The 26,905-nt window shown below is 54.4% G+C and carries 26 protein-coding genes; 6 read left to right on the forward strand and 20 right to left on the reverse strand.

Annotated features, from left to right (window positions below; all coding sequences use genetic code 11):
- Positions 1–184 precede the first annotated feature (184 nt).
- Entirely contained in the window at positions 185–4,825 is a 4,641-nt protein-coding gene (locus IJT02_00830; GenBank protein MBQ7543466.1) for a putative Ig domain-containing protein, read from the forward strand.
- A gap of 125 nt (positions 4,826–4,950) precedes the next feature.
- On the opposite strand, the gene IJT02_00835 is transcribed toward IJT02_00830, so the two are convergent.
- The 3 genes from IJT02_00835 to IJT02_00845 form a co-directional block, all read right to left on the reverse strand.
- Positions 4,951–5,403 (reverse strand): GatB/YqeY domain-containing protein, encoded by a 453-nt coding sequence (locus IJT02_00835; GenBank protein ID MBQ7543467.1) that lies wholly within the window; start codon positions 5,401–5,403, stop codon positions 4,951–4,953.
- 67 nt (positions 5,404–5,470) lie between these two features.
- The gene (locus IJT02_00840) at positions 5,471–5,668 is read right to left on the reverse strand and encodes a 30S ribosomal protein S21 (GenBank protein ID MBQ7543468.1); all 198 of its coding nucleotides are present in this window, start codon (positions 5,666–5,668) and stop codon (positions 5,471–5,473) included.
- Between the two features lie 48 nt (positions 5,669–5,716).
- Positions 5,717–6,058, reverse strand: a complete 342-nt coding sequence (locus IJT02_00845) for a histidine triad nucleotide-binding protein (protein MBQ7543469.1) — start codon at positions 6,056–6,058, stop codon at positions 5,717–5,719.
- Between the two features lie 21 nt (positions 6,059–6,079).
- Between IJT02_00845 and garR the strand changes: the two genes are divergently transcribed.
- Complete coding sequence (gene garR / locus IJT02_00850) at positions 6,080–7,102, forward strand: 2-hydroxy-3-oxopropionate reductase (GenBank protein MBQ7543470.1); 1,023 nt, start codon at positions 6,080–6,082, stop codon at positions 7,100–7,102.
- A gap of 26 nt (positions 7,103–7,128) precedes the next feature.
- Entirely contained in the window at positions 7,129–8,640 is a 1,512-nt protein-coding gene (garD, locus tag IJT02_00855; protein MBQ7543471.1) for a galactarate dehydratase, read from the forward strand.
- 54 nt (positions 8,641–8,694) lie between these two features.
- Here garD and IJT02_00860 read toward each other — a convergent pair whose 3' ends face one another.
- The 12 genes from IJT02_00860 to IJT02_00915 all read right to left on the reverse strand — a co-directional run bounded on the left by IJT02_00860 (position 8,695) and on the right by IJT02_00915 (position 20,890).
- A complete protein-coding gene (locus IJT02_00860) occupies positions 8,695–9,684 on the reverse strand; it encodes a glycosyltransferase (protein MBQ7543472.1) in 990 nt (329 codons plus the stop codon).
- Between the two features lie 121 nt (positions 9,685–9,805).
- Positions 9,806–10,561, reverse strand: a complete 756-nt coding sequence (locus IJT02_00865) for a sel1 repeat family protein (protein MBQ7543473.1) — start codon at positions 10,559–10,561, stop codon at positions 9,806–9,808.
- Between the two features lie 12 nt (positions 10,562–10,573).
- Positions 10,574–11,173 (reverse strand): hypothetical protein, encoded by a 600-nt coding sequence (locus IJT02_00870; GenBank protein ID MBQ7543474.1) that lies wholly within the window; start codon positions 11,171–11,173, stop codon positions 10,574–10,576.
- 75 nt (positions 11,174–11,248) lie between these two features.
- The gene (ruvX, locus tag IJT02_00875) at positions 11,249–11,659 is read right to left on the reverse strand and encodes a Holliday junction resolvase RuvX (protein ID MBQ7543475.1); all 411 of its coding nucleotides are present in this window, start codon (positions 11,657–11,659) and stop codon (positions 11,249–11,251) included.
- Positions 11,656–12,540, reverse strand: a complete 885-nt coding sequence (gene sdaAA, locus IJT02_00880; GenBank protein ID MBQ7543476.1) for an L-serine ammonia-lyase, iron-sulfur-dependent, subunit alpha — start codon at positions 12,538–12,540, stop codon at positions 11,656–11,658. The genes ruvX and sdaAA overlap by 4 nt, the downstream gene beginning before the upstream one ends.
- A 12-nt stretch (positions 12,541–12,552) precedes the next feature.
- Positions 12,553–13,221, reverse strand: a complete 669-nt coding sequence (gene sdaAB, locus IJT02_00885) for an L-serine ammonia-lyase, iron-sulfur-dependent subunit beta (GenBank protein MBQ7543477.1) — start codon at positions 13,219–13,221, stop codon at positions 12,553–12,555.
- Positions 13,218–14,411 (reverse strand): dicarboxylate/amino acid:cation symporter, encoded by a 1,194-nt coding sequence (locus IJT02_00890; GenBank protein ID MBQ7543478.1) that lies wholly within the window; start codon positions 14,409–14,411, stop codon positions 13,218–13,220. Before IJT02_00890 ends, sdaAB begins: the two co-directional genes overlap by 4 nt.
- A gap of 145 nt (positions 14,412–14,556) precedes the next feature.
- Complete coding sequence (alaS, locus tag IJT02_00895) at positions 14,557–17,184, reverse strand: alanine--tRNA ligase (GenBank protein MBQ7543479.1); 2,628 nt, start codon at positions 17,182–17,184, stop codon at positions 14,557–14,559.
- Complete coding sequence (locus IJT02_00900; GenBank protein ID MBQ7543480.1) at positions 17,181–17,990, reverse strand: slipin family protein; 810 nt, start codon at positions 17,988–17,990, stop codon at positions 17,181–17,183. The genes alaS and IJT02_00900 overlap by 4 nt, the downstream gene beginning before the upstream one ends.
- Complete coding sequence (gene acpS / locus IJT02_00905; protein ID MBQ7543481.1) at positions 17,971–18,381, reverse strand: holo-ACP synthase; 411 nt, start codon at positions 18,379–18,381, stop codon at positions 17,971–17,973. Before acpS ends, IJT02_00900 begins: the two co-directional genes overlap by 20 nt.
- The gene (gene dnaJ, locus IJT02_00910; protein MBQ7543482.1) at positions 18,378–19,499 is read right to left on the reverse strand and encodes a molecular chaperone DnaJ; all 1,122 of its coding nucleotides are present in this window, start codon (positions 19,497–19,499) and stop codon (positions 18,378–18,380) included. Before dnaJ ends, acpS begins: the two co-directional genes overlap by 4 nt.
- A gap of 80 nt (positions 19,500–19,579) precedes the next feature.
- Entirely contained in the window at positions 19,580–20,890 is a 1,311-nt protein-coding gene (locus tag IJT02_00915) for a hypothetical protein (GenBank protein MBQ7543483.1), read from the reverse strand.
- Positions 20,891–21,036: 146 nt separating this feature from the next.
- Here IJT02_00915 and IJT02_00920 point away from each other — a divergent pair, with 146 nt between their 5' ends.
- The 3 genes from IJT02_00920 (at position 21,037) to IJT02_00930 (ending at position 23,039) form a co-directional block, all read left to right on the forward strand.
- The gene (locus IJT02_00920) at positions 21,037–21,927 is read left to right on the forward strand and encodes a dihydrodipicolinate synthase family protein (GenBank protein MBQ7543484.1); all 891 of its coding nucleotides are present in this window, start codon (positions 21,037–21,039) and stop codon (positions 21,925–21,927) included.
- Between the two features lie 38 nt (positions 21,928–21,965).
- Positions 21,966–22,409 carry a DUF488 domain-containing protein gene (locus IJT02_00925; GenBank protein ID MBQ7543485.1) on the forward strand — a complete coding sequence of 148 codons (444 nt, stop codon included), beginning with the start codon at positions 21,966–21,968 and terminating at the stop codon, positions 22,407–22,409.
- 78 nt (positions 22,410–22,487) lie between these two features.
- Positions 22,488–23,039 (forward strand): hypothetical protein, encoded by a 552-nt coding sequence (locus tag IJT02_00930; GenBank protein ID MBQ7543486.1) that lies wholly within the window; start codon positions 22,488–22,490, stop codon positions 23,037–23,039.
- Positions 23,040–23,083: 44 nt separating this feature from the next.
- On the opposite strand, the gene IJT02_00935 is transcribed toward IJT02_00930, so the two are convergent.
- The 5 genes from IJT02_00935 to aroD are packed head-to-tail and all read right to left on the reverse strand — an operon-like array spanning position 23,084 to position 26,852.
- Positions 23,084–23,344 (reverse strand): zf-TFIIB domain-containing protein, encoded by a 261-nt coding sequence (locus tag IJT02_00935; protein ID MBQ7543487.1) that lies wholly within the window; start codon positions 23,342–23,344, stop codon positions 23,084–23,086.
- Between the two features lie 14 nt (positions 23,345–23,358).
- The gene (locus tag IJT02_00940) at positions 23,359–24,642 is read right to left on the reverse strand and encodes a TRAP transporter large permease (protein ID MBQ7543488.1); all 1,284 of its coding nucleotides are present in this window, start codon (positions 24,640–24,642) and stop codon (positions 23,359–23,361) included.
- A gap of 3 nt (positions 24,643–24,645) precedes the next feature.
- Positions 24,646–25,095: a hypothetical protein gene (locus IJT02_00945; GenBank protein ID MBQ7543489.1), complete on the reverse strand. Its 450-nt coding sequence runs from the start codon at positions 25,093–25,095 to the stop codon at positions 24,646–24,648.
- A 5-nt stretch (positions 25,096–25,100) separates the two neighbouring features.
- Positions 25,101–26,048, reverse strand: a complete 948-nt coding sequence (locus IJT02_00950) for a hypothetical protein (GenBank protein ID MBQ7543490.1) — start codon at positions 26,046–26,048, stop codon at positions 25,101–25,103.
- A 12-nt stretch (positions 26,049–26,060) separates the two neighbouring features.
- Positions 26,061–26,852 carry a type I 3-dehydroquinate dehydratase gene (gene aroD / locus IJT02_00955; protein ID MBQ7543491.1) on the reverse strand — a complete coding sequence of 264 codons (792 nt, stop codon included), beginning with the start codon at positions 26,850–26,852 and terminating at the stop codon, positions 26,061–26,063.
- Positions 26,853–26,905 lie beyond the last annotated feature (53 nt).

A 26,905-nucleotide genomic window follows, 5' to 3' on the forward strand; every position in this document is an offset into this window, starting at 1 on the left:
CTTGCTTGCTTGCTTGCTTGCTTGCTTGCGCCTTTTTGTGCGTCGACACTCCTATCATCACTTCGCTTCACGACTCACACCCCCCTTGACGATTAACGGTACAGCGCGCTAGTAGTGTGCCTGTGCGTTTGCGCGGGCTTCGGTGAAACATAACGCAAGATTTTCACTGGAGGTATTGTTAATCATGAAGAAGATATTGTGCGTAATGATGCTTCTGTGTGCGACGGCATCAGGAGCATTCGGAAGCGTCGCCATAACGGCAGGGAATTTCCCTGACAAGATATTCAGGACATACATCAGCAGCACGTTCGACGTAGATTCGGACGGAGTGCTGAGCAGTACGGAGATAGCATCAGCAGATAGTATGTACATCGGCAGTAAGGGCATAACAGACCTGACGGGGATAAAACACTTTACATCCCTGCGTTACCTTTACTGCTCGAACAACGGCCTAATCAATCTTGATTTGAGCGGGTGTACTAACCTAAGAGCTTTGTTATGTTCCCTCAACAGCCTCACGAACCTTAATGTTACGGGCTGCACTAGGCTCGAAAGAATCTACGGCTGGGCCAACAGCTTGGAGAGCCTCAATGTCAGCACATGCACGGCACTCACAAGACTGTCTTGTTCCATGAACAGACTCCCAGAACTTGACGTGAGCAGCAACAGAGCATTAATGTACTTGGATTGCGCCAGAAACAACCTCAGCGTCCTCAACCTCAGGAACAATGCCGCAATCAAGGAATTAGACTGTGCTTCCAACGGCATTAGTGCTCTCGATCTTTCCAGCAATCTGGCACTTAAGGAACTCAAATGCTCTAACAATTTCCTTAGGGCTCTTGATCTGAGCCTACACACTGCATTAACCGACGCGGTAGTATCCGTGCAGAACATCAGCGGCCTTAATTCACACGCAAGAGGGGACGGGACATACTACGTTGACCTCGTTAATGACTGCGGCCTGAGCTCCGCGAACCTCAGCAGAATCATCTCCTCGAGCGTCAAAGGGTACAACACCAAGTCTGCCAACGTACTGACAGACTATGACACTGCTTCAGGGGTTGCTTCGTTCAGCGAAGAGCCCGTGAGGTTCTGCTACGACTACGATACAGGTTCAGAGCACGTAATGAGTGTAGCGTTCAACGCTTTCCCGAAAATCACGATGACTGAACTCGTGAGCGGGTATGCGAACAGAAAGTATGACTGCAGCCTCGAGGCTTCAGGTACAGGTTCGCTCAGATGGAGCATTGATGACGAGGCGAAACTTCCTGACGGTCTTAATTTCTACGGTACTCTGGGGAAAATATCCGGCACTCCGAAGGCTGAGGGAAAGTATACGTTCACGCTGACAGTCAGCAATACGCTGGGGAGCGACTCCAAGACGTTCACGCTGGAGATACTGTCGCCGTCGTCATCGCCCGAAAGCCCGATAATCACCACAACCAACGCAGATATTCCTACGGGGTACGTGAATACGTCGTACAGCTTTTATCTGAGCGCATCCCTGAAATCAGGCATCACATGGAGCATTGATGAGGGAGAAGTTCCGGGATTGACGCTCTCGTCATCAGGCAGGCTTGCGGGAAGACCGTCTCAGTCGGGCTCGTTCGACATCACGGTGAGTGTTACGGATCGTTACGGCGGGACGGACTCGCAGAAGTTCACGGTTTCGGTTCTTCCGTCGTCGGAGATTGAGGGCGGGCCTGTGATTCTGACTACGCAGGCAGAGCTTCCGGCGGCGTACGAGAGGACGAAGTACAGCTTCAAGTTCACAGCATCCGGGCAGTACTCTTCCTCGTGGTCAATAGTGAGCGGAGATATTCCGGGACTTGGGCTGTCGAGTGCTGGTTCTCTCACGGGAACGCCGGAGCGTACGGGAGAGTTTCCGTTCACGGTTCAGGCCATGATGAGGCAGACAGGAGGGACTGACACGAAGAGTTTTGTGCTCACGGTGAAGGCTGTGGCTGAGACCCCTGAGACACCTGCGCCGTCAAACCCTGTAACACCTGAGCAGTCAGGAGGGGACAGCGGAGGCGGAGGATGTGATGCTTCGGCTGAAGGAATGCTAGCGGCGGCGGTGTGCTTGCCGGGCTTGCTGGTGAAGCGGAGGAAGAGGCTGGCGGTTATGCTGGTGGTGTGTCTTGCCGTGATTGAGAACTCAGCGTGGGCAGATGTGGCGATAAATGCTACTAATTTTCCTGATGAGATATTCAAGAACTACGTTAGCAGTAATTTTGATACGAATAACGACGGAACTCTGAGCGATGCGGAGATAGCGAATATTACGAGTATTTACATGGGAAGTCTAGGAATTACCTCGTTGAAAGGGATAGAGTACTTCACCGCATTGAGGACACTGAACTTCGGCGGCAACCAGCTGGCGACGCTGGACGTGAGCCACAACACCGCCTTGACGTATCTGGTATGCGACAACAACCAGCTGACGACGCTGGACGTGAGCCGCAACACTGCCTTGAGGAGGCTGAACAGCTCTCCACAAGGGAAGAAAGGACTCATCATCTCCAACACTGGCGACTCATCATATCCCTATCAGCTCGAGTTCAGTAACTACATGAATAGCAGCCAGTTTTCGAATGTCTCAGGGGTTCAGGGAAGAGACAGCATTAGTTCTAACATCGCCACAACATACGCGGGCGGTATTGCACGTTTCGCTTCACTTCCTGCCTCTGTTAAGTACTCCTATAACACAGGATACGCTGGTTCTGGCGGCACAATGGACGTAACTATCTCGGGCAATACATCAGACACACCGACTACTCCGACAACGCCGGACACTCCAGCCCCTAATACTCCTACCACACCAACCACACCCGAATCTTCCCCGCTCTCCAGCCACAAGTACACCGTCTTCGACCTCCCCATGACGTGGACCGAAGCCAAAGCCTACTGCGAATCTCTCGGCGGACACCTCGCAACAATAACTTCTCAGGAAGAGTTCGACATTGTAGTGAGTCTGCTGTCTGCGGATGAAGACCGTCCGTACTGGCTAGGGGCATCTGACGCTGAACAGGAAGGTTCGTGGAAATGGGTAACAAGTGAAGACTTCACGTTCACCAAATGGCACACCGGCGAGCCCAACAATCAGGGCGGCGAAGAACACTACCTCATCCTCGCCAAAGACAGCGACAATTCTTGGGGCTGGAACGACGCAACCAACAGCCATAACGGCATCGACCCATCTATGTGGTCATTCATCTGCGAGTGGGAGCCGGTAGAGGCCGACTTTGCACCGATGAACTCCGAGTACCTGCGCTACCTCGAAGACCCGGAAGCGTACTTCGACGGCTCAGAGTTCTACGGCGATACCCCTGACCCTCTGGATCTCTCCCACCTCGCGGACAATCCTCCGAGAGGCACGGTAACCCCAGCGTCAGCCTTCAAGGCCTCCTCCAAGCATGACCCGCGAACGTCAGGGACTCTCCCGCAGGTCAGGAATCAGACCCCTTACGGCACATGCTGGAGCTTCGCATCACTGGGAGCTCTCGAGACTAGCTACATTGCTCAGGGCTTCGGCAGCACCGCGCCGGACACCTCAGAGCTTCATCAGGCGTGGTTCGTCTACAAGGACACCAGAGAAGGCTACTCGTACCCCCTCGACGATAAGAAGAAACCTACACTCGAGCAGGGAGGCAACAGCTCGCAGTCTATAGCCTTCCTCTCGCGCGCAGGCACTGCCTCAGAAAACGATATGCCCTACAGCCAAGCCGCAAGCATAGAGAACAATCCTCCTTCAAGGCATCCCGAAGATTACCCTAACGCTATCAGGCTCAAAGAGGCCTACAACATAGGAGCAGTGAACGCAAACAACAGGGAGGAAATCAAGAGATTAATCCAGCAGTACGGGGCAGTTACTTTTGCCTACGAGCATAAGAAGGGAGAACTTGCCGGTGCTTCGTACTACTACAATACCTCAAAGGGTTACGGGCACATGGTCGATGCTGTGGGCTGGGACGATGATTACTCCCGCACCAACTTCAAGAACACGCCCTCGTCGAACGGCGCGTGGCTTATCCGCAACAGCTGGGGCACAGGCAGCGGAGACGGCGGGTACTTCTGGATGTCCTACGAGCAGACGATAGGAGACTGTGCGGTGTTCATTGCCGCAAAAGACTCGGGCCTCACGCACAAGGGCTACGATGTCCTGACACAGGCGGGGCGCAACGATTTCCGCTGGTCAGCAAATGTCTTCAGGGCGGACGGCAAGGAAACCATCAGGGAAATAGCCTTCACCACGACAGACAACAACGTTCCCTACGAGGTCTACATCAACAAGCTGGGGAAAAACCGTCCTGTTAATCCCGGCGTGCCTAAAGAGAAAGCAGCCTCCGGGATAATGCCTTACGCCGGATACCACACGATTGAGCTGAGCACTTCAGTTGATCTTGAGAGCAACGACTATTTTGCTGTGATCCTGAAGTGCGAGAAGGGGTCTGCGTATGACTACACCAGCGCAGTGGAAGACCCCGAAACAGTGAGGGCCGCCAGCGTTAATGCCGGAGAAAGCTACTTCGCCAAAGCCTCGAGTATTCCCGGAGATGCGGACTGGAAGGACGGAGCAACGATCACTGATGACGGCAAGGGCAGGCCGTGCAACGCGTGCATCAAGGCATTCACTGTGCCGGAAGGCTACGTAGAACCTCAGCCGACACCCGACACACCTGCCCCGCAGGGCGACGAAGGCGGCGGCGGAAGCGGAGGCTGCATGACTACTTCCGGCATCGCAGGAATGGCAGCAATCGCGGTCTTGTTCCTGAAAAGCAGGATGCTTTTCACAGCACCCGGTGTCTGTTTTGTAAAGCGTTAATTTGACAGATTGTGAGTTTGGGTATAAAATTCCGGCTCAATCAATCCAGTAAACAGACTTTTCTCACACAACCCTTCAAAATACAACAGCCGGCCTCAAAAAGACCGGCTTTCGTCTTACCTTGATTACTTGTTCAGGAACGCAGTAACCTTCTCCTTCACTCTTGCACCATCAGCGAGACCTTTTATCTTAGACATGACAGCCTTCATCAGTTTGCCCATGTCCTTGACGCTCGAGGCTGAAATTTTCTCCGCAGTCTCTCTTATCAGAGAATCAAGCTCTTCGTCGCCCAGTTGTTTGGGCAGGTATGGTTCAAGCACTTTCGCTTCAGCAAGTTCTGCTTCTGCACGTTCCGTTGCCCCTCCTGCAGAATACTGCTCTGCGGCATCCTTCCTCTGCTTGATGAGCCTCTTGATGACCGCCTGAACATCCGCGTCCGTTATCTCGTAGCTCCTGCCCTTGTCGGCCTGCAGCTTCTGAAGCTCGGACTTCAGCATCCTCAGCGTCGAGAGCGTGGGTTCTTCGCGTGCTTTCATGGCCTGCGTGAGGTCATGGGTAATTGTCTCTGTCAACGACATTGTTATTTATCCTCCTTGCGGGTAACAAAAAAAGGGGAGCATCTCTCAGCCCCCCTTCAGTGAGTGTCTAGCCTATACTTCTGCGGCGCATACTCTTGCGCTTGCGGGCAGCTTCGGCGCGCTTGATCTTCTTCGCGTCGCTGGGCTTCTCGTAGTGTTCGCGCTTGCGAGCTTCTCTGAGTGTGCCTACTCTGGCAACTTCACGCCTGAATCTCTTCAGGGTATCTTCGAGCGACTCGCCGTCCTTGCGGGTTACTGTGGTCATGGTTCGTTTCCCTCCCTTCGGGTATTACCTGTACAGCTTGGCGGGAAGTTATCCCGGAGGCCATCCGAGATTGCGGCCTGCCAATAAGTGCAAATGGAGGTGGGGTACTGTCTGTCCGCCCTGTTCTCCTGTATTGATCACCATTCTCCAGCCCTTGTCTTCAAGGCCGAGAGAGCGGGCAACTTTCACTGCGCTTTCCATGAGGCTGCTCCAAACGGAGGGATCATCAACCGCCAGCGAGGAGGCGTAGTGTTGCTTGGGTATCACGAGAACGTGAACAGGAGCCTGCGGGTTAGCGTCATTGAAGGCTACAACATTGTCATCACTGTAGACGAAATCAACGGGTATTTCGCCGCCAGCTATCTTGCAGAAAATACAATCGCTCAAAATTTTTAGTGCCTCCTCTGGATTATGGAAGAATTGTATACCAGATTAAGAAACTGTACAATTCAAAGTATACTGATTCTGCGGAACAGACTAGGTAGCGTGTTACAATTTTACCACAACAAGATTCATGTGAAGGAGGAACTGTCGTTAATGAAGATAGGATTTATCGGACTTGGGATAATGGGCAAGCCTATGGCCAAGAACCTCATCAAGGCCGGACACGAGCTCACCGTGTTCAACAGGAGCAGGCCTGCGGTTGACGAGGTAGTTGCGTTCTCGCAAGGGAAGGCTAAAGCCGCAGAGACCGCCGCCGATGTCGCGAAGGGCACGGAACTCGTGCTCACGATGCTGCCGAACTCCCCGCACGTCAAAAGCGTAATGCTCACCGACAACAAGGTCGCTGACTTCATGGAGCCGGGCGCGGTGTTCGTGGACATGTCGAGTATCAACCCCATCGCCAGCAAGGAGATAGCGGAAGCCTTAGCAGCAAAAGGAATAGAGATGCTCGATGCTCCTGTGAGCGGAGGAGAACCGAAGGCCATTGACGGGACATTGAGCTTCATGGTCGGCGGCAAGAAGGAAGTCTTCGAGCGCATAAAGCCGGTGCTTGAGGCTATGGGTTCGAGCGTGGTGCTCTGCGGTGAGGTCGGGGCAGGGAACGTTACGAAGCTGTGTAATCAGGCAGTCGTTGCGGTGAACATTGCGGCGGTGAGTGAAGCTCTCATGCTCGGCAAGAAAGCGGGTGTTGACCCTGAGGCGATCTATCAGGCGATACGAGGCGGCCTTGCGGGCTCGACAGTAATGGACGCGAAAGCTCCCATGATAATGGACAGGAACTTTGTGCCGGGCTTCAGGATTGACCTGCACATCAAGGACTTGAACAACGTTTTTGACGCGGCCAAGTCTGTGGATGCTCCGATGCCTCTGACGGCTCAGGTGTTCGAGATGATGAAGATTGTCCACGCTGACGGGCACGGAAAGGACGACCACAGCGCGCTTGCGTTGTTCTACGAGAAGCTGGCGAACACAGAGATACTTCGCGGCTAGCAGATTTATTGAGGAGGGGAAAAACTTTGCGGGATTACGTGAAACTTACAGACCGCGACAACGTTGCAGTAGTAACGCACGACGTTAAAGCGGGAACGGAGATAATGCCGGGCCTTCTTCTTCTGGACGACATACCTCAGGCCCACAAATTCGCCCTCACAGACATTCCGAAGGACGGAGAGATTATCAGGTACGGCGTTGTTCTGGGCTACGCACTTGACCCGATAAAGCGCGGTGCATGGATAAACGAGCACATGTTACGTCTGCCGGTCTCTCCGTCGGTCGAGAATATGGCTTGGGGAACGAACATCCGCACGGATCTTCCTGAAGCTCCCGTCAAGACCTTCATGGGCTACAGGAATCCCGACGGCTTCTACGCAGGCACGAGGAACATTCTCGGCATTCAGACGACGGTTCAGTGTGTGCAGGGAGTGCTGAACGTCGCGGTAGAACGCATCAAGCGCGAACTTCTGCCCAAGTATCCGAACGTTGATGATGTCGTAGCGGTGAATCATGCTTACGGCTGCGGGGTAGCCATCAACGCGCCCAATGCGAAGTTCCCGATTCGTGCACTGCGCAACATAGCCAGACACCCGAACTTCGGCGGACAGTTAATGGTCGTGTCGTTAGGGTGCGAGAAGCTGACGGTTGATATGCTAGTCGGAGCTGAGAACAACACGCCGGATAACGTAGTAGTCCTTCAGGAGTGCAAGGGTTATGACGCGATGCTGAATGCCATCATGAACTTGGCCGAGAAGAAGCTGGCTGTGCTTGACCAGAGGCGGCGCGAGGAACTGCCTTTGAGCGAACTGCTTGTTGGGATGCAGTGCGGAGGAAGCGACGCGTTTTCTGGCGTGTCGGCGAATCCCAGTGCTGGCTACGCGGCAGATATGCTCGTTCAGGCGGGAGCTACTGTGATGTTCAGCGAAGTAACGGAAGTCCGGGACGGCGTGAACTTCATCGCAGAACGCTGCGTGAGTGCTGAGGTTCGGGACAGGCTGGCGGAAGAGATGCGCTGGTATGATGCGTACCTCGACGCTGGAGAAGTCGACAGGAGCGCGAACCCTGCGCCTGGCAACAAGAAGGGCGGACTGAGCAACATCGTCGAGAAGGCTATGGGCTCAATCGCGAAGAGCGGGACATCACCAATCGTTGAGGTGCTCTCGCCTGCGGAACGTCCGACGAAGCACGGAATGATTTACGCGGCCACGCCTGCCAGCGACATGGTGTGCGGGCCCTCACAGCTTGCGAGCGGCATCGGGCTTCAGGTGTTCATGACGGGCAGAGGAACTCCGTACGGGCTTGCTGCTGCGCCGGTGATTAAGGTGTGTTCGCGCAACGAGATGAAGGAGCAGTGGCCGGATGTTATCGACATCAGCGCGGGAGAGGTTGTTACCGGCACGAAGACCATTCAGGAGGTCGGGACGGAGCTGTTCAGGTTCATTGTGGATGTTGCGAGCGGAGTGAAGAAGCCGTACACGGAACAGTACGGACTGCATAACTTCCTGTGCATCTTCAACCCTGCGCCGATAACGTAAAGTATAATAATATCAATGCCCTCTTGCTGAAGAAGTAAGGGGGCATTATCCTGTCTACTGCGTTGTGTCCTTCCTGAAAGCCTTGATGCTCCGCCTTTGCTGATAACGAGCCGCAGAATCCGGGCAGAGTGTCGCAAGAACCATCTTCACCTTCTGCTTGAGCGGAAGAAACCTGTTCTTCATCGCGAGCGGAAACAGCCTCCTCATCTCAGACTTGGCAGAAAGATACTCCTCCATGTATTCCTTCTTCTGCCCCGCGCACACAATGTAGTTCAGCAGGAGAAAATTATTCGCCCATATGTGCCAGTTGAAGGCTTCGGTGATTTCCGGGCTGCTGATCGTCATGCAGTCTCTGATGTACAGGATATTCCTAAGAGCGTTCATGCCGTGCCTGACTTCCTTCACTGTACAGCCGCTGTTGGGATTGTTCAGCCTGTAGTTGTAGACGCGCCTGTGTCCCACAGCTACGCGTTCGGAATACATCGCAGACATTGTCGAGAAGTACAGCCCCTCACCGAACCACGGCACAGAGAACGACAAATTATGATTGCGTACAATCTCCATCTTGTAGCACTTGTTCCACGGGCCTACAGGAATAGACTTGTTGATGATTCCCGCTACAGCCTGCTTGTTGTCCCACACTCTGATGAAGTCTTCGTTGTTCTGGGCTCTGTCCCGAGTCGTGAAGACGCTGTCCGTCATCGACATATCTGCGTTATTATTCTCGAGGATGCCCACGAGGTATTCCACGCAGTCTGGTTCAAGCCAGTCGTCCCCGTCGGCAAACATAAGGTAATACCCCGACGCGACATCCAGCCCGGCGTTGCGTGCGGAACATGTGCCGCCGTTCTCTTTGTGAATCACCCGCACTCTTGCGTCCTTAGCGGAATACTCGTCCGCGATAGCCCCGCTGTTGTCCGGCGAGCCGTCATCGACAAGGATGACCTCTAGGTTGTTGTATGTCTGGCTGATGATGGAGTCAATTAACTTTGGCAGGAATGCTTCTGACCTGAACAATGGAACGATGAGAGAGACTTTCTTCATTTCGATTCCCCCTGATAAACAATGTACTTGACATGTAAGTAATTATACGGTAGGGGGGGGGGGCTTTGTCAAGAGAAAAGTATATCCCCCTTCCGTTCGTTGAAAGGGGATGGTGTGTGAGCTACTGCTGGTCTTCCGTTATACTCCTGATGACTGGGATCTGTACTCCCTCAGGGATTTCTTCTTCGTCGTCAAAACTTATCGTGGGGTCATTCTTGGCCGCCTCTCTGGCCTTCTTTGCCCATTCGTCGGCTTTGGCTTCATTGTAGACAGGATAGCTGCTGTTTCTGTAGATTCTGCTCAGAACTTCCATCCCGAAAGCATCTCCCTGCTCCGCCGCCTTCGTCGCAAGCTCGATCGTCTGGTTCAGCGTCTCAGTGTCCTTGATGCTGTGCGTCATCCAGTCTGCCTTCTGAGCCTGAGCTCTGGCATATCCCGCGTCAGAGGCTTTGTCCAGCCATATGAATGACTCGTCGTGCTCGTTCAGATACCAGAAGTCAAGCTGGCTCAACATGTACTGCGCCGGTGCGTAATCTTTGTATGCGGCTCTCCTGAGCCAGTAAGCCGCTTGGTGAAGGTTGACGTTAATGTTGAAGACCCTTGCGTACACATCTGCATCATCGTACTCCGAAACCCCTTCGAATCTGACAGCAGAGAACATCGTGAAGAACAGAACTCCGAGCTCGTACTGGGCTTTAGGGTCGCCTTCAAGGTCGGGGCTGTCCTTGTCCATTGCGCGGGCAAAAAGATTCTCGACTGCCTCGAGGTTTATGCTCGCCGGGACTTCGGCGTACATTTCGCGCGTAAACCCGAATGACGCAGAACTCATCAGCACCGCAAGAACTGCCGCCGCGAGAAAAATACTGTGTCTCCTCATTGCCGCCGCCTCCTACTGCAGAAGCCACACTGTCATAGTGTTGCCGTCTTTCACAAGAACCGTGTTGCGGGGATATGCCGCCTTGCCGTCGCCCTTTTTGGCCTTGCGTAACGCCGTGAGCTTGCCGTCCTTCAGATTGATTTTGTAGTTGTAGCCGGGATTACTCCAGAGATGCACAACCTCTACCCAGTCGGGGACTGTGAACTGCAGGGGCATCTGGTCATGCAGAGTCATCGGTCGCTCATTCGGGAGCTTGCCTTTCGTGCTGATGATAGGGTCTGCTTCCTCGCCGTTTCTGTCCTCAACCGTAAGTGTGAGCGTAGTGCCGTCATCCTCCCACTTGGTAACTCTGTACTTCGCGTCAGGATGCCAGTAATCCGAAGCAGCAGGCGTTTCCTTCTTCTGGTTATCGTTGCCTCCCTGCTCTCTGTTTTCGTCCTTCATCTTCTGGATTATCATCCCGTTGCCGTCAATCGTCTTGCCTTCCGTGCCGTTCCTCAGCGTATCATCAATCGGCGATGGCTTTACTGCTTCCCTCTCCTCAGCGTACAGCACACCGCAGAACACAGCCGCACACAGCACAGCCGCCAACAACACCGCAAACTTCTTCATGAACACTGCCTCCTTACGGTTAAAATTCTGGGTATTATACAGCCCCTCCCTGTTCTGAACAAGAAGGGGCATAAGTTACTTGCGGTTAGCTTCCAGCCAGTCCTCGAGGATGATTACCGCCGCAACCTTGTCGACTTTCTTTCGCCGGCCTCTGCGCGACACATCAGCTTCAAGCATCGCCCTCTGCGCTATCACCGTCGTGAACCTCTCGTCCCACAACGTGAACTCACGCTCCGGGTACTTGGCCGACAACTCTGCGACAATCCCGCGCACCCTCTCTGCGGCCTCGCTGGGTTTGCCGTCAGTGCGTGAAGGAAGCCCGACAACAATAATCTTCGGGTCATACTTCGTGAGTGCCTCGTCAAAATCCTCAAACCACGTCTCAGCGTTCCACACGCCGAGTCCCTGCGCGATTATCCCCGACGTGTCAGAGACTGCCGCACCGATTCTCACAGTGCCGATGTCAAGGGCTAATACTCTGCTCACTCGTCTCTGTCCTTGCCGAATACTTGCTCCTTCAGCCTGCGTCCTGTCGGTGTAGCCGCGAGTCCTCCTCCTGCTGTCTCCTTCAGGGCAGGGCTCAGAGCGTCGCCGACGTTCCGCATCGCAACTATGCACTCATCGACGGGAATATACGCCTTTATCCCGGCAAGTGCCATGTCAGCCGACGAGAACGCTATCATCACGCCGGAAACATTGCGCTTTATGCACGGAATCTCCACTAACCCCGCAACAGGGTCGCACACAAGCCCGAGCTGGTTCGCAATCGCAATCGCACAAGCATCCGCACACTGTGCAGGTGTTCCGCCCATCAGCTCAACGAGTGAGGCCGCCGCCATTCCTGAGGCACTCCCGCACTCAGCCTGGCATCCTCCCTGCGCTCCGGCAATGCTCGCGTTCTTCGCAATCACTATCCCGAACGCTCCGGCCGTGAACATCGACATGACTATATCGCGCTTCTCTGCTCTGCCCTCGTCGAACAGAGACACAAGACAGCCCGGCATTATCCCGCAGCTTCCTGCAGTCGGTGTAGCGACAATCTTTCCCATCGAGGCATTGTAGCCAGCGACAGCAAGAGCCATCGACATTGCTTTAGTCATGAACTTTCCTGAGAGGCCGCCCGTCTCCGCGTAGTTCTTCATCTTGAAGCCCTCGCCGCCGGTTAAGCCTGACATTGAGCGGACGTGCTCGTCCTGCCCTGCCCTGACTGCCTCGCACATAACGTCAAAGCTCTTCTCCATACGCGCGAATATCTCTTCCGCCGAAACGTCCATAGCCTTCGACTGGTCAGCTAACACAAGCTCGCTGATTTTGCCGCTCCCTGCCGCATCCACAAGCTCACTGATTGTGTCATACTTAAGCAGCATTCTTCGCACCCCCTAGATTGCACGGATAAGCAGCGAGTTGATGACGTTGCTCAAGCCCCGCAGGTCTTCAGTCATTCCGGGCTCGGGCTGGCCGTCAATCTCTATCGTCATGAGTGCTTCGCCCCCGCGTTCCTTGCGCGACAAGTGGAAGTTGGAGATGTTCACGTGAGAGTACTTCAGCCTCATCAACGCCGTGACGTCCGCAATTACGCCCGGCCTGTCCCAGTGGAGCACAAGAATCGTGTTGTTCTCGCCGGTGAAGTCTACGCGCATTCCGTTCACGAGGTCAACGCGGATATTTCCGCCGCCGATGCTCGCACCCTCGACCGTGCCTTCCGTGCCGTCCTCTAACGTGAAGTGAATCCGTGCAGTGTTGGGGTGTGCTCCGGGAATGTCCTGCTCGATGAAGCGGTAGTCTATGCCTTCGTTCTTCGCGATGTCCAGTGCGTCGCGAATCTCATCGCTGTAGCTGTGGTAGCCCATCACTCCGGCCAAGAGCGCGCGGTCTGTCCCGTGCCCCCTGTAAGTTCGCGCGAACGAGCCCGATAATGTTATGTCGAGCGTCTTGGGCTTCTTGCCGTCCATGACCTTATTTGCGACACGGCCAAGTCGTACCGCACCGGCAGTGTGAGAACTTGAGGGGCCAATCATTACCGGCCCTATGATGTCAAAAACGTTCATGCCTTAATCCACTTGTTATAGATTGCGTCAACGACAGTGCCGATTGCGTTGTCGCCTGAAACGTTGCACGCCGTCCCGAAGGAGTCCTGTGTAATGTACAATGCTACCATGATTGCACATATCGGCCCGTTGGGGTCTCCTGCTTCGGGCCCGAAAATCATATACAGGAAGGGAAGCGCAGTCATTATCGAGCCGCCGGGAGCTCCGGGAGAAGCTACCATAGCAACGCCGAGCGTCATGATGAACGGTATAACCGTCGCCAGGCTGATGGGAAGCTGGTTCATCATGCAGACCGCCGTAGCACAAGCCGTAATCGTAATCATCGACCCGCACATGTGAATGTTTGCGCAAAGAGGTACGACGAAGTTGCGGATCTCCGCGCTGATGCCGTCATGCTCCGCGCACTTGAGGTTGACGGGGATTGTTGCGGCTGAAGACTGCGTACCGAGTGCCGTCGCGTAGCCGGGTATCTGGTTGATGATGAGCTTGATGGGGTTCTTGCCGCTGACTGCTCCGGCGATGAAGAACTGTATAACGATGTAGCACAGGTGCATTGCGATAACGACAAGGAACACCTTCCAGAGGATGCCCAGAATCGTGAAGGTCTTGCCTGAGTACGTCATGTCAACGAACGTCCCGCAGATGTACAGCGGAAGGAACGGGACGATTACGTTATTGAGCACCTTGTCAATGATGCCGGAAAAGTCCTTCATGCCGTTGTAGAGAGACATGCCGATTTCTTTGCCCTTCATTGCGGAGAGGCACAGGCCGAGCATGAATGCCATCACGACCGCCGACAGCGTATCGAGGAGCGGAGGAATAGCGAGCGAGAAGTACGAGGCTACAGACTTGTCCGCTGTCTCCTGAATCTTGGCCAGAGCGTCGGGGCTCATGAAGCTCGGGAAGAGTGTATCGGAGATAACGAATGACGCGCTGCCTGCGATGAGGGTTGAGCCGTAAGCGAGAATAACTGTGATGATGAGGAGTTTGCCTGCGCCCTGCGAGAGGTCAGCAATGCCCATCGTAACGTACGCAAGTATCATCAGCGGGATGACGAACTTCAGGAACGTGCTGAAGATTCCTGATGCGGTTACGACCGTACGGCAGACCCACAAGGGCATGTACAGGCCGATGAGGATGCCGACAATAATAGCGATGATGAGTTTCGGGACGAGTCCCATTTTCATGATGAATTTACCCCCTTGATAAATTGTATTGGAATGCAGAAAGTATATCGCAATAAAGTTAGTTGTGAACAGGCCGGAATGAAGTCTAAATTGTTGCAAGAGTGTAAATATACCGCCGAAGCCTCTTGCTGACTCCGGCGGGTAGTAGTTATTTCACCTGCTGTGAGAGAATCTCCCTCATCTTCGCAAGTGCTTCCTCAAGTTTCGCGCCGTCCTTGCCGCCTCCCTGCGCAAGGTTCTTCCTGCCGCCGCCCTTGCCTCCGAGAACAGCACACGCTTCCTTCACCAGTGCTCCGGCATTCACACCGAGACTTACCGCCTTATCATCTGCCATCACAACGAGCTGACATGCTCCGTCATCACTTGGCGACGCAAGAATCACTACGCTGCCTTCCTGCCTGGCTTTTGCCTTGTCGCCGATGTCCCTCAGCATGTTTGCCGGAATGTTCGGGAATCTTCCCGTATGCACAAGAACCCCGCCCGTCTCCTCGCGCTCAAAGAAACGTTCTGCGTTCTCGGTGAGTTCCCTCAGCTTCACGGCCTGAATCTCACTCCGTACAGTCTTAAGCTCGTCAACAAGTGCCTTCGCCTTGTCCACAAGTCCGTCCTCGTCAGTCGCGAGCAGTGCGGTCATCGATGCCCTCAGCGCAAACAGCTTCTGCATAATCGTAAGCACGTTCATTCCCGTAACAGCAAGAATGCGCCGTGTGCCTGAGCCTATGCTCTCCTCACGCAGAATCTTGAAGCTCCCGATGTCGCCCGTCCTCTTCACGTGAAGTCCTCCGCACAACTCCATCGAGAAGCCCGGAACATCAACCACTCTCACGACATCACCGTATTTCTCGTCAAAGAGTGCCTTAGCTCCGAGTGCCTGTGCCTCGTCCTTGCTGTGCTCGGAGATGTTCACCTCAACGTTCGCAAGAATCTCGGTGTTGATGATGCGTTCTGCCTCCGCTATCTCCTCGTCCGTTACAGCAGAATGATGCGTGAAGTCAAACCGCAGGAACTCGTCAGTTACAAGCGAGCCCGCCTGCCTCACGTGTCGGCCAAGTACGCGCCCTAATGCCTCGTGCAGAAGGTGCGTTGCCGTGTGGTTGCGGCGGATTGATGCCCTGCGTTCGTCATTGACCGTGCAGACTGCCTCGTCGCCCACGTTTATAGTTCCTTCACCTTTAACCGTGTGGACGATGACTTTGCCGTGAGGTACTGTGTTGATGACGCTGAAAGTCTGTCCGTTCACCGTGATAGTTCCTGTGTCGCCGACCTCTCCGCCGCGTTCTGCGTAGAAGGGCGTAACGTCAAGCACTATCTCGAACTCCGGCGTGTCCTTGACGGTGTCAGTCCTGCCTTCGGGCGTGATGAGCGCAATAACGTTCCCCGTACCTGTGTGCGTCTCGTAGCCCGTGAAGCGTGTTGCTCCGTACTCGTTCTCGAGCTCCGTGTACACGTCTCCGGCAAGCGCGCTCCTCTTCTGCTTGCTCGAAGCCCGGGCACGTTCACGCTGTCCCGTCATCTCGCGGGTGAAACCTTCCTCGTCAAGGGTGAAGCCCTGCTCACCGGCCATTTCGCGCGTAAGTTCCGGCGGGAAACCGTAAGTGTCATAGAGCGTGAATATAACATCGCCGGGAATCTCCGTTATGCCCTTCGCTTTAAGGGCGGCTGTCTCCTCGTCGAATAGCTCCGTGCCCTGACGTAACGTCTTGTTGAACTTCTCCTCCTCGAGGCTGATTATCTGCTCGATTACGGGACGCTGTGTGATTAATTCGCGGTACGGGTCTCCCATTATGCCGATGAGGATAGGCAGGTACTCATTCAGGAACATTCCTTCAAAGCCTAATAGTTTCCCGAAACGTACAGCCCTGCGCAATAACCTTCTCAGCACGTAGCCCGGCCCGTCGTTGCTCGGCAGAACTCCGTCCGCAAGCATGAAGGCAACACTCCTCACGTGGTCGGCAATCACCCTCACAGCCATATCATCGCGCGCGTTCTGTCCGTAGGTTATTCCGGCCTTCCTGCACGTGTGCTCAATCAGAGGAGTGAACAAATCCGTTTCGTAGTCCGTATCTACTCCCTGAACGACTGACGCAAGACGCTCTAAGCCCATTCCCGTATCAATATTCTTGTGGGGCAGAAGGGGAAGGCTTCCGTCCTTCTGGCGGTCGAACTGCGTGAAAACGAGATTCCAGATTTCCATGTAGCGGTCGCAGTCGCACCCGACTCCGCACGTGGGCTTTCCGCATGAATACTTTTCGCCTCTGTCGTAGTAGATTTCACTGCACGGCCCGCAAGGTCCTGTGTCTCCCATGAACCAATAGTTGTCGTCCTGCCCGAAGCGGTAAATCTTTTCCGCAGGGAGGAACTTCCTCCAGACCTCGAAGGCTTCGTCGTCGTCCGTGTAGATTGTCGCGTACAGCCTCTCAGGTTCGAGCCCGACACGTTCGGTGAGGAACTCCCACGCCCACGAGATTGCTTCCTGCTTGAAGTAGCTACCCCACGTGAAGTTCCCCAGCATCTCAAAGAACGTGTGATGACGGGCTGTGCGTCCTACGTTCTCGATGTCATTGGTGCGCACACATTTCTGCGATGTAACTACGCGGGGATATTCGGGGTCTTTTATGCCGAGATAGTAGGGCTTGAGGGGAACCATTCCAGCAATCGTGAACAGAAGCGACGGATCTTCAGGCACGAGCGAGAAGCTGGGAAGATGCTTTGCGCCTTTCTCCTCCCAGAATGAGACGAACATTTCACGGAGTTCTTTTGCGGTACGGTACTTCATGCCTTCACCTCTCCTTTCGTGAGCTTGTCGATGAACGGCTTAACGAGGTCAACAGGAATCGGGAAGAACGTTGTTGTGTTGCGCTCGCCGGAAATTTCCCTGATGGTCTGCAGGTAACGCAGCTGAAGGGTTACCGGTGAGGCCTCCATCTTGCGCGCAGCCTCTGAGAGTTTCTCCGCCGCCTGAAGTTCGCCTTCCGCAGCAATAATCTTCGCACGGCGTTCACGCTCTGCCTCTGCCTGACGTGCCATCGCGCGCTTCATTCCTTCGGGAAGTTCAAGCTCCTTCACCTCGACTGCACTGACCTTGATTCCCCACGGGTCTGTTCTCTCGTCAATAATCTTCTGGAGCTCCTGGTTAATCTTCTCGCGCGAAGACAGAACTTCATCGAGCTCAACGCTTCCGACGACAGAACGCAATGTAGTCTGTGCGAGCTGGCTTGTTGCTACAACGTAATTTTCTACCTCAACGACTGACTTTGACGGCTCAAGAACGCGGAAGTACACGACAGCATTAACCTTGATGGCTACGTTGTCCTTCGTGATGACTTCCTGAACCGGCACGTCGAGCGTCAGAATCCTCAAGTCAACCGTTACCGCGCGGTCAAGGAACGGAAGGATGAACACGATGCCGGGCCCTCTGCTCCCTACAAGCCGGCCAAGACGGAACAGCACCAGCCTGCGGTACTCAGGGACGACTCTTACTGCCATTGAGAGCACGATAAGCAGGAAGAACAGCACTACCGCCGAACTTCCCAGCCACGAAATTACTGCGCCGATGTCGAAATCAAGCGTACGAATTACCATTAACTATCACCTCATCATTGATTTTCTCTATTACTACCATTGCACAGGCATAATCCCCCTCGTGGGAGATTGACACAAAAATTTGCGCATTATTCTCAGGGTAACGCGCCGCCAAATCTCCCGACAGCTTCACCGCCGGAGCACCGTCCAAATCGTGAACAAGCTCGAAGTTACGGCTGAACATCACGGCACTTAACGTGAAGCCTGATGCCTTGATGAACGCCTCGCGAGCCGCAAAACACGCCGCGTAGCTCCCGAAACGCCCTGCACCCTTAGATTCTGCATAAGCGATTTCTTCTGCACTGAAGAGCTCATCGCGGAAGTAGTCAGACGCTAATGCTTCTTCAACCCGCGAGATACTGCACAAGTCTACGCCTATACCAGCAATCATTTGAACAGTCCCTTGAACTTGCTGAACAGGTTTTCGTTCACCGGCGTGCCCATCTCCTCAGCGAGTGCCTCGATTAGTTCCTTCTGCTTGCCGCTGACTTCCTTCGGGATGTCGATGTTCACGTGAACGTGCAGGTCTCCTCTGTAGGACGACTTCAGGCGCGGCATACCTCTGCCCTTGAGCTTGATGACCTGCCCGTGCTGTGTTCCTGCAGGAATGCTGAACTTCTCCGTTGTGCCGTCAACACCGCTTATCTCCGCATCAGTGCCCAAGACTGCCTGCGGGTAGTTGATGGCTATCACGGTGTGAAGGTTGTCGCCGTCGCGCTCGAACCTCCTGTCGGGCTCGATGTCTATCGTGAGGTACAAGTCTCCGGCCGGGCCGCCGTTGTAGCCTTCGCCGCCTGCCCCCTGAATCACGTACTGATGTCCGCTGAACACTCCGGGATGAATCTTCATGCTGTGGGTCTGCTTAGTGCGGATTCGGCCTGTGCCTCCGCATTCGCCGCACTTTTCGCGGATGAATTTTCCTGTCCCTTTGCAGTCCGGGCACGGCGAAGCACTCTCGAACTTCATGTAGCCGTTCTGGTGCACAGTTACGACGCGTCCGCTCCCATGACAGCGGGGGCACTTCTCGGGCTTAGTGCCGGATTTCGCGCCCGTGCCATGACAGTGCGAACATTCCTCGTCCCTCGTGAACTCAATCTCGCGCGTCGTCCCGTTGAACGCCTCAAGAAGAGTGATGTGGATGATCTGCTCCTCGTCTCTTCCGCGCCTGCTTCTGCGTGAACTTCCCCCGCCTCCTCCGCCGAACATCTGCGAGAACATGTCGCCGAACAAGTCTCCCAAGTCCACCGTCGTGAACCCTCCGCCAGCGAACCCTCCGCCGAACGGGTCTGCGCTCGGGCTGGTCGAGCCGGTGCGGTCGTAATGCGCGCGCTTTTCCGGGTCGCTGAGGACGGTATAGGCCGCGTTGATGCGCTTGAACTTCTCCTCTATGTCCTTGTCGCCCGGGTGTGCATCGGGGTGAAACTGTTTCACAAGACTTCGGTACGCCTTCTTGATGTCCGCCTGTGATGCGTCTCTGGGAACTCCTAGTATCTCGTATAAGTCATCCAAACGTTACAGCACCTCCCTAAAAAATTACCCCTCCCGCCGATTCAGAGAGGGGTTTCACTCTACACTTCTTCCGCGATGAACTAGCGGGTTGTACGTCTTCTCTGCTGTTGCTGTGTCGTCCTTGCGGGTGTCTCCAGCCTCCTCTTGAGGTCCTGTGCGGGCTTGTAGTCCGGGTTGATGGCGAGCGCACGGTCTGCCCACGTTACGGCCTCGTCTCTCCTTCCGCGCAGTCTCTCCGCGCTGAGGCCTGCCCAGTATGCCGCGAGGTAGTTCGCTGTGGGTTCGGCTTCGTAGGCGGCGGTGTAGCTCTCGAGTGCCTGAGTTACCCTGTTGGAGCTGTAGCGCGTGTAGGCCTCTCTCTGCAGCGTAATGAGTTCCCTGCGTTTTGCGGCGGGTATCGGGTACGTGAGGATCATTGCGGCTTCCGTCGAGTTGTTGGGGTCGAAGGCAGGAAGTTCCTTGATGAGGGTCTCCATCTCCGCGACTTCGGCAGCTTTGCGCGATGCTTCGGTTTCCTTGTTGACGAGGGCAACTTCACGCGCCGTCAAGGCCGATGTGTTCTCCTCAAGCTCGGCGTTCTTCTTCGTGAGCTCGGCTTCTCTGGCTGTGAGGGCTGATTCCTTCTCCGCAAGCTGTGCCTCATGGTCAGAAGCCTGTTTCGTCGCCTCCGCAAGCTTCTGCTCCTGCTCGGCGGCTGATGCTTCACGCCCGGCTACTGCCTCTTCACGCCCGGCTAGCTCTGCCTGCTTGGCGTTGAGTTCTTCCTCGAGGGCGTTGAGCCTGCTGGTGGTGTCCTCGCGTTCTGTCAGGGATGCTTCGCGCTTAACGAGGTCTGCTTCACGGGCGGTGAGCTGGTCGGCGGCTTCCTTCGCGGAGATTTTGGCGTTGAGGTCGTTCTCGCGGCCTGCAAGGTCTGCCTCACGCTTGGCCAGCTCCGCTTCTCTTCCGGCTAAGGCTGATGATGCCTCCGTGAATTTCTGGCTTTCCTGCGCAAACACTGCCTCACGCCACGCGACTGCTCTTTCACGCTCCATGAGGGCAGTCTCACGCTGGGCTAACTGGCTCTCGCGCCCGGTAAGGACGGCACCTGCCGCGTTGTTCTCGATGGTCTTCTTGGCGAGTACTGCGGCTTTGGGGGCAAAGTCCTGCTCCTGCTGCGCCAGTTCGGCCGCACGTTCCTCGAGCCGGGCAGCTAACGCATCGAGCTCGGCGGCTCTTGCTTCGAGGGCAGCTTCACGCTGTGCGAGTTCGTCAGGAGCTTCGGCCTCCGTAGCTTCTGCGACTTCTGCGGCAGCTTCAGGTTCGGCGGGTACGGCTTCGGGTTCATCTGCCAGCGCGGGCACGCACAATGACATGACCAGCAGCATTAGCAGTGCTGTTCTCCTCATCATAAACAATATCCTCCCTGTGTGAAAAAATTTGTGTGTGAGTAATTCTATAATAATCACTAGTTTTTCACAAACAAGCCGTGTTGATAGCGTGTATAATACTCTCTACCCCAAACCCAAATTTTCAGCGAGAGGAGAAATTGTGTACCATGTTCAAGCCTCACGGTATAGTTATCCCTGTCGTAACTCCTTTTGACGAGAGCGGCAAGTTCTTGGAGGACGAGTACAAGAGACTCCTTCAGTACTTCATCGACAACGGCATTCACGGAGTGTTCCCGTTCGGCACAAGCGGAGAGTTCTACGCGTTCGACAACGGCTTCTACCGCCACGTCCTCGAGGTTACGTGCGAATACGCGCGCGGAAAGATGGACATTTACGCTGGAGCGAACCACATCACGCCTAAGGGAGCAATTGAGCTGGCCAAGATAGCCGAAGAAGTGAAGGTTGATGCTCTGAGCGTCTTAACGCCGATGTTCGTGAGCCAGACACAGGCCGAGCTTGAGATCTACTACCGCAAGATAGCCGACGCAACGAGCCTTCCCATCGTCATCTACAACAACAAGCCCAAGACGAACGTAACGGTTGCCCCCGAGACGATCCAGAAGCTGGCGAAGGTGAAGAACATCATTGCGGTGAAGGACTCTACCGGCGACATGACGAACAGCGAGGAGTACATCAGGCTTACGCGGGACAACCCGGAGTTCTGCGTACTGATGGGCAGGGACACGCTGATTTACGCGGCCCTGTGGTACGGTGCGGCGGGAGCAATAACTTCGTGCGGTAATGCTGCTCCGAGAATCGCCGTAGACATCTACGAGAACTTCATCAACAAGAACTACGAGGCGGCACTTGAGGCACAGTTCAAGCTGAGCGAGTTCAGGATTGCGACGAACATGGGTAGCTTCCCTGTGGCCATCAAGGAAGCACTGAACATGTTAGGCTTCAACGTCGGGAAGTGTGCGGAGCCTATCCAGCCTCTTACGCCGGAACAGCACGCGAAGCTAGAGGTTGTGCTGAAGAATATCGGCCTGCTGAAGTAGGAACGTTAAGCCCCCTCGACTGTGAGGGGGTAATCATTATGACCCTCTACACAATAGGCTTCACCAAGAAATCAGCAGAACAGTTTTTTGAGCTTTTGAGATGCTGCAAAATTCAGGTGGTGGTAGATGTTCGCCTGAAGAACACATCCAGCTTAAACGTTTTCACGATAAAGAGAGACCTTCCCTATTTTCTGGAGAAGATATGTACATGCACATACGAGCACTGTGCTAACTATGCACCTACGAAGGAACTCCTCACCTCTTGGAGGAAGAAGCTCATAACATGGGAGGAGTACGAGGAGCAGTACAAAGCCCTGATGCTCGAGCGTGAGGCTGTGAGGGACTTCGTCGTGAGGTTCGACGGCATCTACGATTGTATGTGCCTGCTATGCTCCGAATCTACACCTGAACACTGCCACCGAAGACTTTTCGCCGAGATGATTGCCGAGCAGCTGCCCGATACGGAGATAATCCACCTGTGAAGATTGACGCAGTGATTCTGGCCAAGTCCACGATGTGGGGGGAAGTTCTGCGTTGCGGGAATAGACGTTCACTCGGGAATGTGGGTGCGGTTCGTGGGTTACGGAGACGGCGACCCTCTCGACGACTCGCAGATGATGTTCATCAACGACGGCGGAAGCTGCCAGCCCCTCGACCTCGCGCGGGTACGTGTCGCAAAACGTTTCCCCCGCAAAAATCACGTTGAGGACTGCATGATAGAGCGCGATGCGTGGCTGAAACTTGGCCGCCTCACCGTCGCGGAAGTCCTGCTCTGCCACCCCGACGAATCCTACAGGTACATTTTCGGCAATGGAGGGGAGTACGTTACGGATGAAGAGATGAGCGAACTCCGGCACAGGTACTCGCTTATCCTCATCAGGGCGGACAACCTCACGCTTAACGTTGAGCGCAACCATGAAGGCAAACTTCGGAGCAGGGCATCATTCATCCACAACGGCAGAGAGTACACACACATACGCGTAACCGACCCTGAGTACGAAGCCCGCGCGGTGAACATAGGCACGGCGTATCTGGTTATGAGTATGCCCGCAAAACCCTTCAACGGACGCTACTACAAGCTCATCGCAAAGATTCTCCATGCGAAGCAATAAACCCTCCGGCCAAGAGACCAGAGGGCACTAATTACTTCACTCAACTAGCTTGCTGCGTTTGCTCCGGGAATCTTGTTCAGCTCGCAGTACAGGCACTTTTCGCCGACATGGTGCATGTTACCGCAAACAGGACACTTCACCATGTTATCGCTCTCGCTTTCGTACATGTATATTCCCCTGCACGAGGGGCACACGTACAGATCTGCGTGCATCCTGCTGTGCGACAATGAGCTTCCCATTGCGTAACCCTTCTTCTTCGCCTCAAGAGGAACATTGCACACGGGGCACATCTTCACTTCATTCATGCTCTCTCACCTCCCTAGCTTATCCACGCCGTCAGAGCCGGGAACATCGTGAACGCAAAGCACATCAGGATAAACAGTATCAACGGCACCCACAGCTTCCTGCTGATCTCGCCTACCGACAGCTTCGAGATAGGAAGCATCGTGAACAGCGCAAGCCCTACAGGAGGAGTTACGAGGCCGATGCTCTGTATGCCGACCATTCCGACGAGAAGATGATACGGCTCAACCCCGAGCTTGAACGCCACAGGCAGGACTATCGGAACGAGCATATAGCAAGCAGTCCCCGAGTCCATGAACATCCCCAGCACGAACAATGCCATCATTATCATGAACGTTACGAGCTGTGCACCCGCACCCGATTTCTCGATTAAGCCCGCAATAACTGTAGCGGCATTCAGAGCCTCGAGGCAGGAGCTCAGGATGTTAGCTGCAAACAGCACAACAAGCAGAGGCACAGCAACTTCTAGGCCCTCTTTTATCGTGTCAATGCACTGCTTCCACGTCAGAGTCTTGTAGATCATAACGCTGACTATTGCTCCGTAAACTACACTGACAACCGCCGCCTGAGCTACTGTGAACAGTCCGCTGAAGATTCCTCCGAGAATGATTAACGGCGAGAGCAGAGCCCAGATTCCGTCGGAAAAGACTTTTCCGAAGCCCATAGCACGGATCTTATTGTGGTGCGACATAATGACTTCGGGATTTCCGTTGCCGTTGATCAGGCAGTACAGGTACGCGTAGACTATCAGCATGAGACCGATTGCTACTCCGAGAACCGCTCCGCCATAATATCCAGTAGTGAGATCCAAATCTGCGAGGCCTATAACGACAGTCAGAGGCGTGCTCGGAGGAATCAGGAAGCCCAAGACTCCCGAACACATCAGGATAGACGTGCAGAAAGCGTTATCGTAGCCCATCTCGATTAGCAGAGGGAGGCACATTCCGCCGACTGCCGCAGTAACAGCCGTAGCACTGCCCGAAATAGAGCTGTAGAACATTGCGGTTAAGATACACACTATCGGCATGAACCCCGTCTTTGCTCCCAAGAAGTAATTGAACACGTCGTAGATTTTCTCGGTGAGCTTCCCGCTGGACATTACCTGCCCCGCAATGATGAACAGCACAATAGGGACTCCCGTAGCGTTCATAGTCTTGGCCACAGACCAGCCCGCGAACTGCACGAAAGAAATCAGGTCAGGGAACAGAGGCAGTGCTGAAGAAAGCACCATGCTGAAGAATATCGGCAGGCCGAGAGCAAGCATCAGGAAGAACAGGACGATAAATACAGTTACGAGCATAAACTATTCCCCCTTCCTGGCAGAAAAAATGTCCCGCACAAGATAGAGCAGGGACACAGGATATACGACGAGCGAGAGGACATAAAGCACGCCGTTCCACTTGTTGTCCATTGAAGCGGACGAGAACGAATCATCAGCAAGATACTTCTTAAAGCCGATAATCAGTGCAGCTTCAAGCAGCACATACCCGACGAGCATAAGTATCTGGTTCAGCTTCGTTAATGTCTTCTGGAGGGATTCCGGGTAAAGCAGCACAAAGGAGTCTATCGCCATGAATAACCCTTTCCGCGCGCAGAATATCACGCCGATCAAGCACACTATTCCGTAGAGCCTCACAGCCCATATGCTGCCGTTCACGCCCGGAATAATGTCGACAAGCGTCGCAAGGCATATCAGCATGAAGATGAAGAATATTATGTTCAGCTCAAAGCCGCCGCTTTTATTGTCGCTCATAATCATCACTCTCCTACGTTGAACCTGAAATTCATGTTCAGGTTAGCTTTCGAGAGGACTGCGAGAGTCCTTGCCTGCCAGTCGTGAATGAACTTCACGGCCTCTTCTCCCGACAAACCCAGAGGAGTCATCCTCGTGTCAGCAAGATACTTCTGGAACGCCTCAGAGTTATACGCCTTGAGGAACTCACCGCGCCACTTGGCCAAGACATCTGGAGCAGTACCCTTCTTCACGAACACGCCATAGAACGGCCCCCAAGGGAGATTTTCCGCAAACGCAGGGTATTCGTCAGTGATTAACGGAACGTCCCAGCCGTCAATCTTCTCATTGTGGATGAGTGATATGAACTTCAGCTTTCCGTCCCTGAATAAATCTTTGCCCATCTGGAGCTTGCAGAACGTGAAATCAGCTTTTCCGTTAACGACAGCATCACGGGCGGCCATGTCTCCGGCGTACCATTCCTGAATAAATGAAGCACCTGTTACGTTCCCGAGCATTGCCGTTAGCGTCCAGGGCATACCGCCGACGTTTGTAGTTGCTTCGACGACCTCCTGCCCGGACTTCGCGGCCTCTACTATCTCGGTGAAGGTCTGCCACTTAGAGTCCGCAGGAACTATAACGCCTACAACTTCCGTAGCCGCGAGAAGCACGCACTCGAAATCGTCATAGTCTATGTCGCTGTAGCCCAGCAGCTTGTAGAGCGTGGGGTTTTCTGCGTTCATGAGGAGTGTCTGTCCGTCTGCCGGCTGTCCGTAAACGTACATTGTCGCCATTGCTCCGGCGAGTCCTGTTCTGGTTACGGGGTCAACAGTGCCGTTCATCTGGGACGTGAGAATCCTCATGAGGGTATCAGTTCCGCCGCCTGCCGCCCAGCCTATTACGCCCTGTGCACCGAAGGCACATCCCGAGCATAACAGCACAGCAAGTAGTGCCGCACAAATTTTCCGTGTCATTGCCGGCCTCCTTTATGCCTCGCTGGACTTGTGGATGAGTTCGAGCATGTCCTTGAGGTCGCCTACCTGAATCTGTCCAGGTGCGCTGGCCTGTCCTGCTGCTCCGAACGTCATGCACGAACCCGACAGCTCGCACGCGACACGGCTCATCATTCCCTTCGGCCCCATCGAGATTGTGAGGAAGGGGCGGTCTGCGTACTTGCTGGCGAACTCATACGAGGCATCAAGTACCGCGAGAACGTCTCCCTTAGTTACGGGCATAACTGCGGCTTTGGGGAGGTCTGCTCCGGCAGCCTGCTGGTTTCTGAGAGTCGCAACCATCTCTGAGGCTGAAGGCGTGGCAGAGAAGTTGTGCCTTGAACCTACAACCAGACACTTGGCCGCGTGAAGCTCCTCAACGAGTTTTGCGGAGACTTCGGAGACTTTGCCGTTCCAGTCGGTATTTCCCCAGAACATCTCGACATCAATGAGGTCCGCATCTCCTGACTTTGCGGCGGCAAGATTTGCCTTCGCGTAGTCTTCGAACGACGGGGCAACTTCTCCGCCTTCGGGCTTCGTGCGAATCGTGAAGAGCAGGGGAGTATCTCCCAGTGCCGAACGCAGAGCCTTAAGCGTATCCAGCATTACGGGTGTGCTGAAGAGGTCTTCATAGAAGTCTGCTCTCCACTCGACAAGGTCAACGGGCAGCGTCTTGATCTCTGCGGCCTTCTCCAGAATTGCTGCCTTAGTCTTCGCGACTATGGGGACGATAGTTTTCGGGACTCCTGCCCCGAGCTCAACATTACGAATCTTGACAGTCTTCATTATGTACACTGCCTCCTGTTAAAAATTGTGATTGGGATTGTCCGTGTATTCTA

Source organism: Synergistaceae bacterium (assembly GCA_017450125.1).
In the GTDB taxonomy this organism is placed as follows: domain Bacteria; phylum Synergistota; class Synergistia; order Synergistales; family Aminobacteriaceae; genus JAFUXM01.

Excerpts from the sequence above, each read along its gene's own strand:
- aroD (MBQ7543491.1), bottom strand. The coding sequence starts at position 26,852 with ATGAAGACTGTCAAGATTCGTAATGTTGAGCTCGGGGCAGGAGTCCCG.
- IJT02_00935 (MBQ7543487.1), bottom strand. The coding sequence starts at position 23,344 with ATGAATGAAGTGAAGATGTGCCCCGTGTGCAATGTTCCTCTTGAGGCG.
- IJT02_00840 (MBQ7543468.1), bottom strand. The coding sequence starts at position 5,668 with ATGACCACAGTAACCCGCAAGGACGGCGAGTCGCTCGAAGATACCCTG.
- sdaAB (MBQ7543477.1), bottom strand. The coding sequence starts at position 13,221 with ATGAACGTTTTTGACATCATAGGGCCGGTAATGATTGGCCCCTCAAGT.
- IJT02_00925 (MBQ7543485.1), top strand. The coding sequence starts at position 21,966 with ATGACCCTCTACACAATAGGCTTCACCAAGAAATCAGCAGAACAGTTT.
- IJT02_00835 (MBQ7543467.1), bottom strand. The coding sequence starts at position 5,403 with ATGTCGTTGACAGAGACAATTACCCATGACCTCACGCAGGCCATGAAA.
- IJT02_00860 (MBQ7543472.1), bottom strand. The coding sequence starts at position 9,684 with ATGAAGAAAGTCTCTCTCATCGTTCCATTGTTCAGGTCAGAAGCATTC.
- IJT02_00920 (MBQ7543484.1), top strand. The coding sequence starts at position 21,037 with ATGTTCAAGCCTCACGGTATAGTTATCCCTGTCGTAACTCCTTTTGAC.
- IJT02_00930 (MBQ7543486.1), top strand. The coding sequence starts at position 22,488 with ATGTGGGTGCGGTTCGTGGGTTACGGAGACGGCGACCCTCTCGACGAC.
- IJT02_00830 (MBQ7543466.1), top strand. The coding sequence starts at position 185 with ATGAAGAAGATATTGTGCGTAATGATGCTTCTGTGTGCGACGGCATCA.
- IJT02_00900 (MBQ7543480.1), bottom strand. The coding sequence starts at position 17,990 with ATGGTAATTCGTACGCTTGATTTCGACATCGGCGCAGTAATTTCGTGG.
- sdaAA (MBQ7543476.1), bottom strand. The coding sequence starts at position 12,540 with ATGCTGCTTAAGTATGACACAATCAGTGAGCTTGTGGATGCGGCAGGG.
- IJT02_00950 (MBQ7543490.1), bottom strand. The coding sequence starts at position 26,048 with ATGACACGGAAAATTTGTGCGGCACTACTTGCTGTGCTGTTATGCTCG.
- IJT02_00940 (MBQ7543488.1), bottom strand. The coding sequence starts at position 24,642 with ATGCTCGTAACTGTATTTATCGTCCTGTTCTTCCTGATGCTTGCTCTC.
- garR (MBQ7543470.1), top strand. The coding sequence starts at position 6,080 with ATGGAAGAATTGTATACCAGATTAAGAAACTGTACAATTCAAAGTATA.
- IJT02_00945 (MBQ7543489.1), bottom strand. The coding sequence starts at position 25,095 with ATGAGCGACAATAAAAGCGGCGGCTTTGAGCTGAACATAATATTCTTC.
- IJT02_00870 (MBQ7543474.1), bottom strand. The coding sequence starts at position 11,173 with ATGAAGAAGTTTGCGGTGTTGTTGGCGGCTGTGCTGTGTGCGGCTGTG.
- IJT02_00865 (MBQ7543473.1), bottom strand. The coding sequence starts at position 10,561 with ATGAGGAGACACAGTATTTTTCTCGCGGCGGCAGTTCTTGCGGTGCTG.
- acpS (MBQ7543481.1), bottom strand. The coding sequence starts at position 18,381 with ATGATTGCTGGTATAGGCGTAGACTTGTGCAGTATCTCGCGGGTTGAA.
- IJT02_00915 (MBQ7543483.1), bottom strand. The coding sequence starts at position 20,890 with ATGATGAGGAGAACAGCACTGCTAATGCTGCTGGTCATGTCATTGTGC.
- alaS (MBQ7543479.1), bottom strand. The coding sequence starts at position 17,184 with ATGAAGTACCGTACCGCAAAAGAACTCCGTGAAATGTTCGTCTCATTC.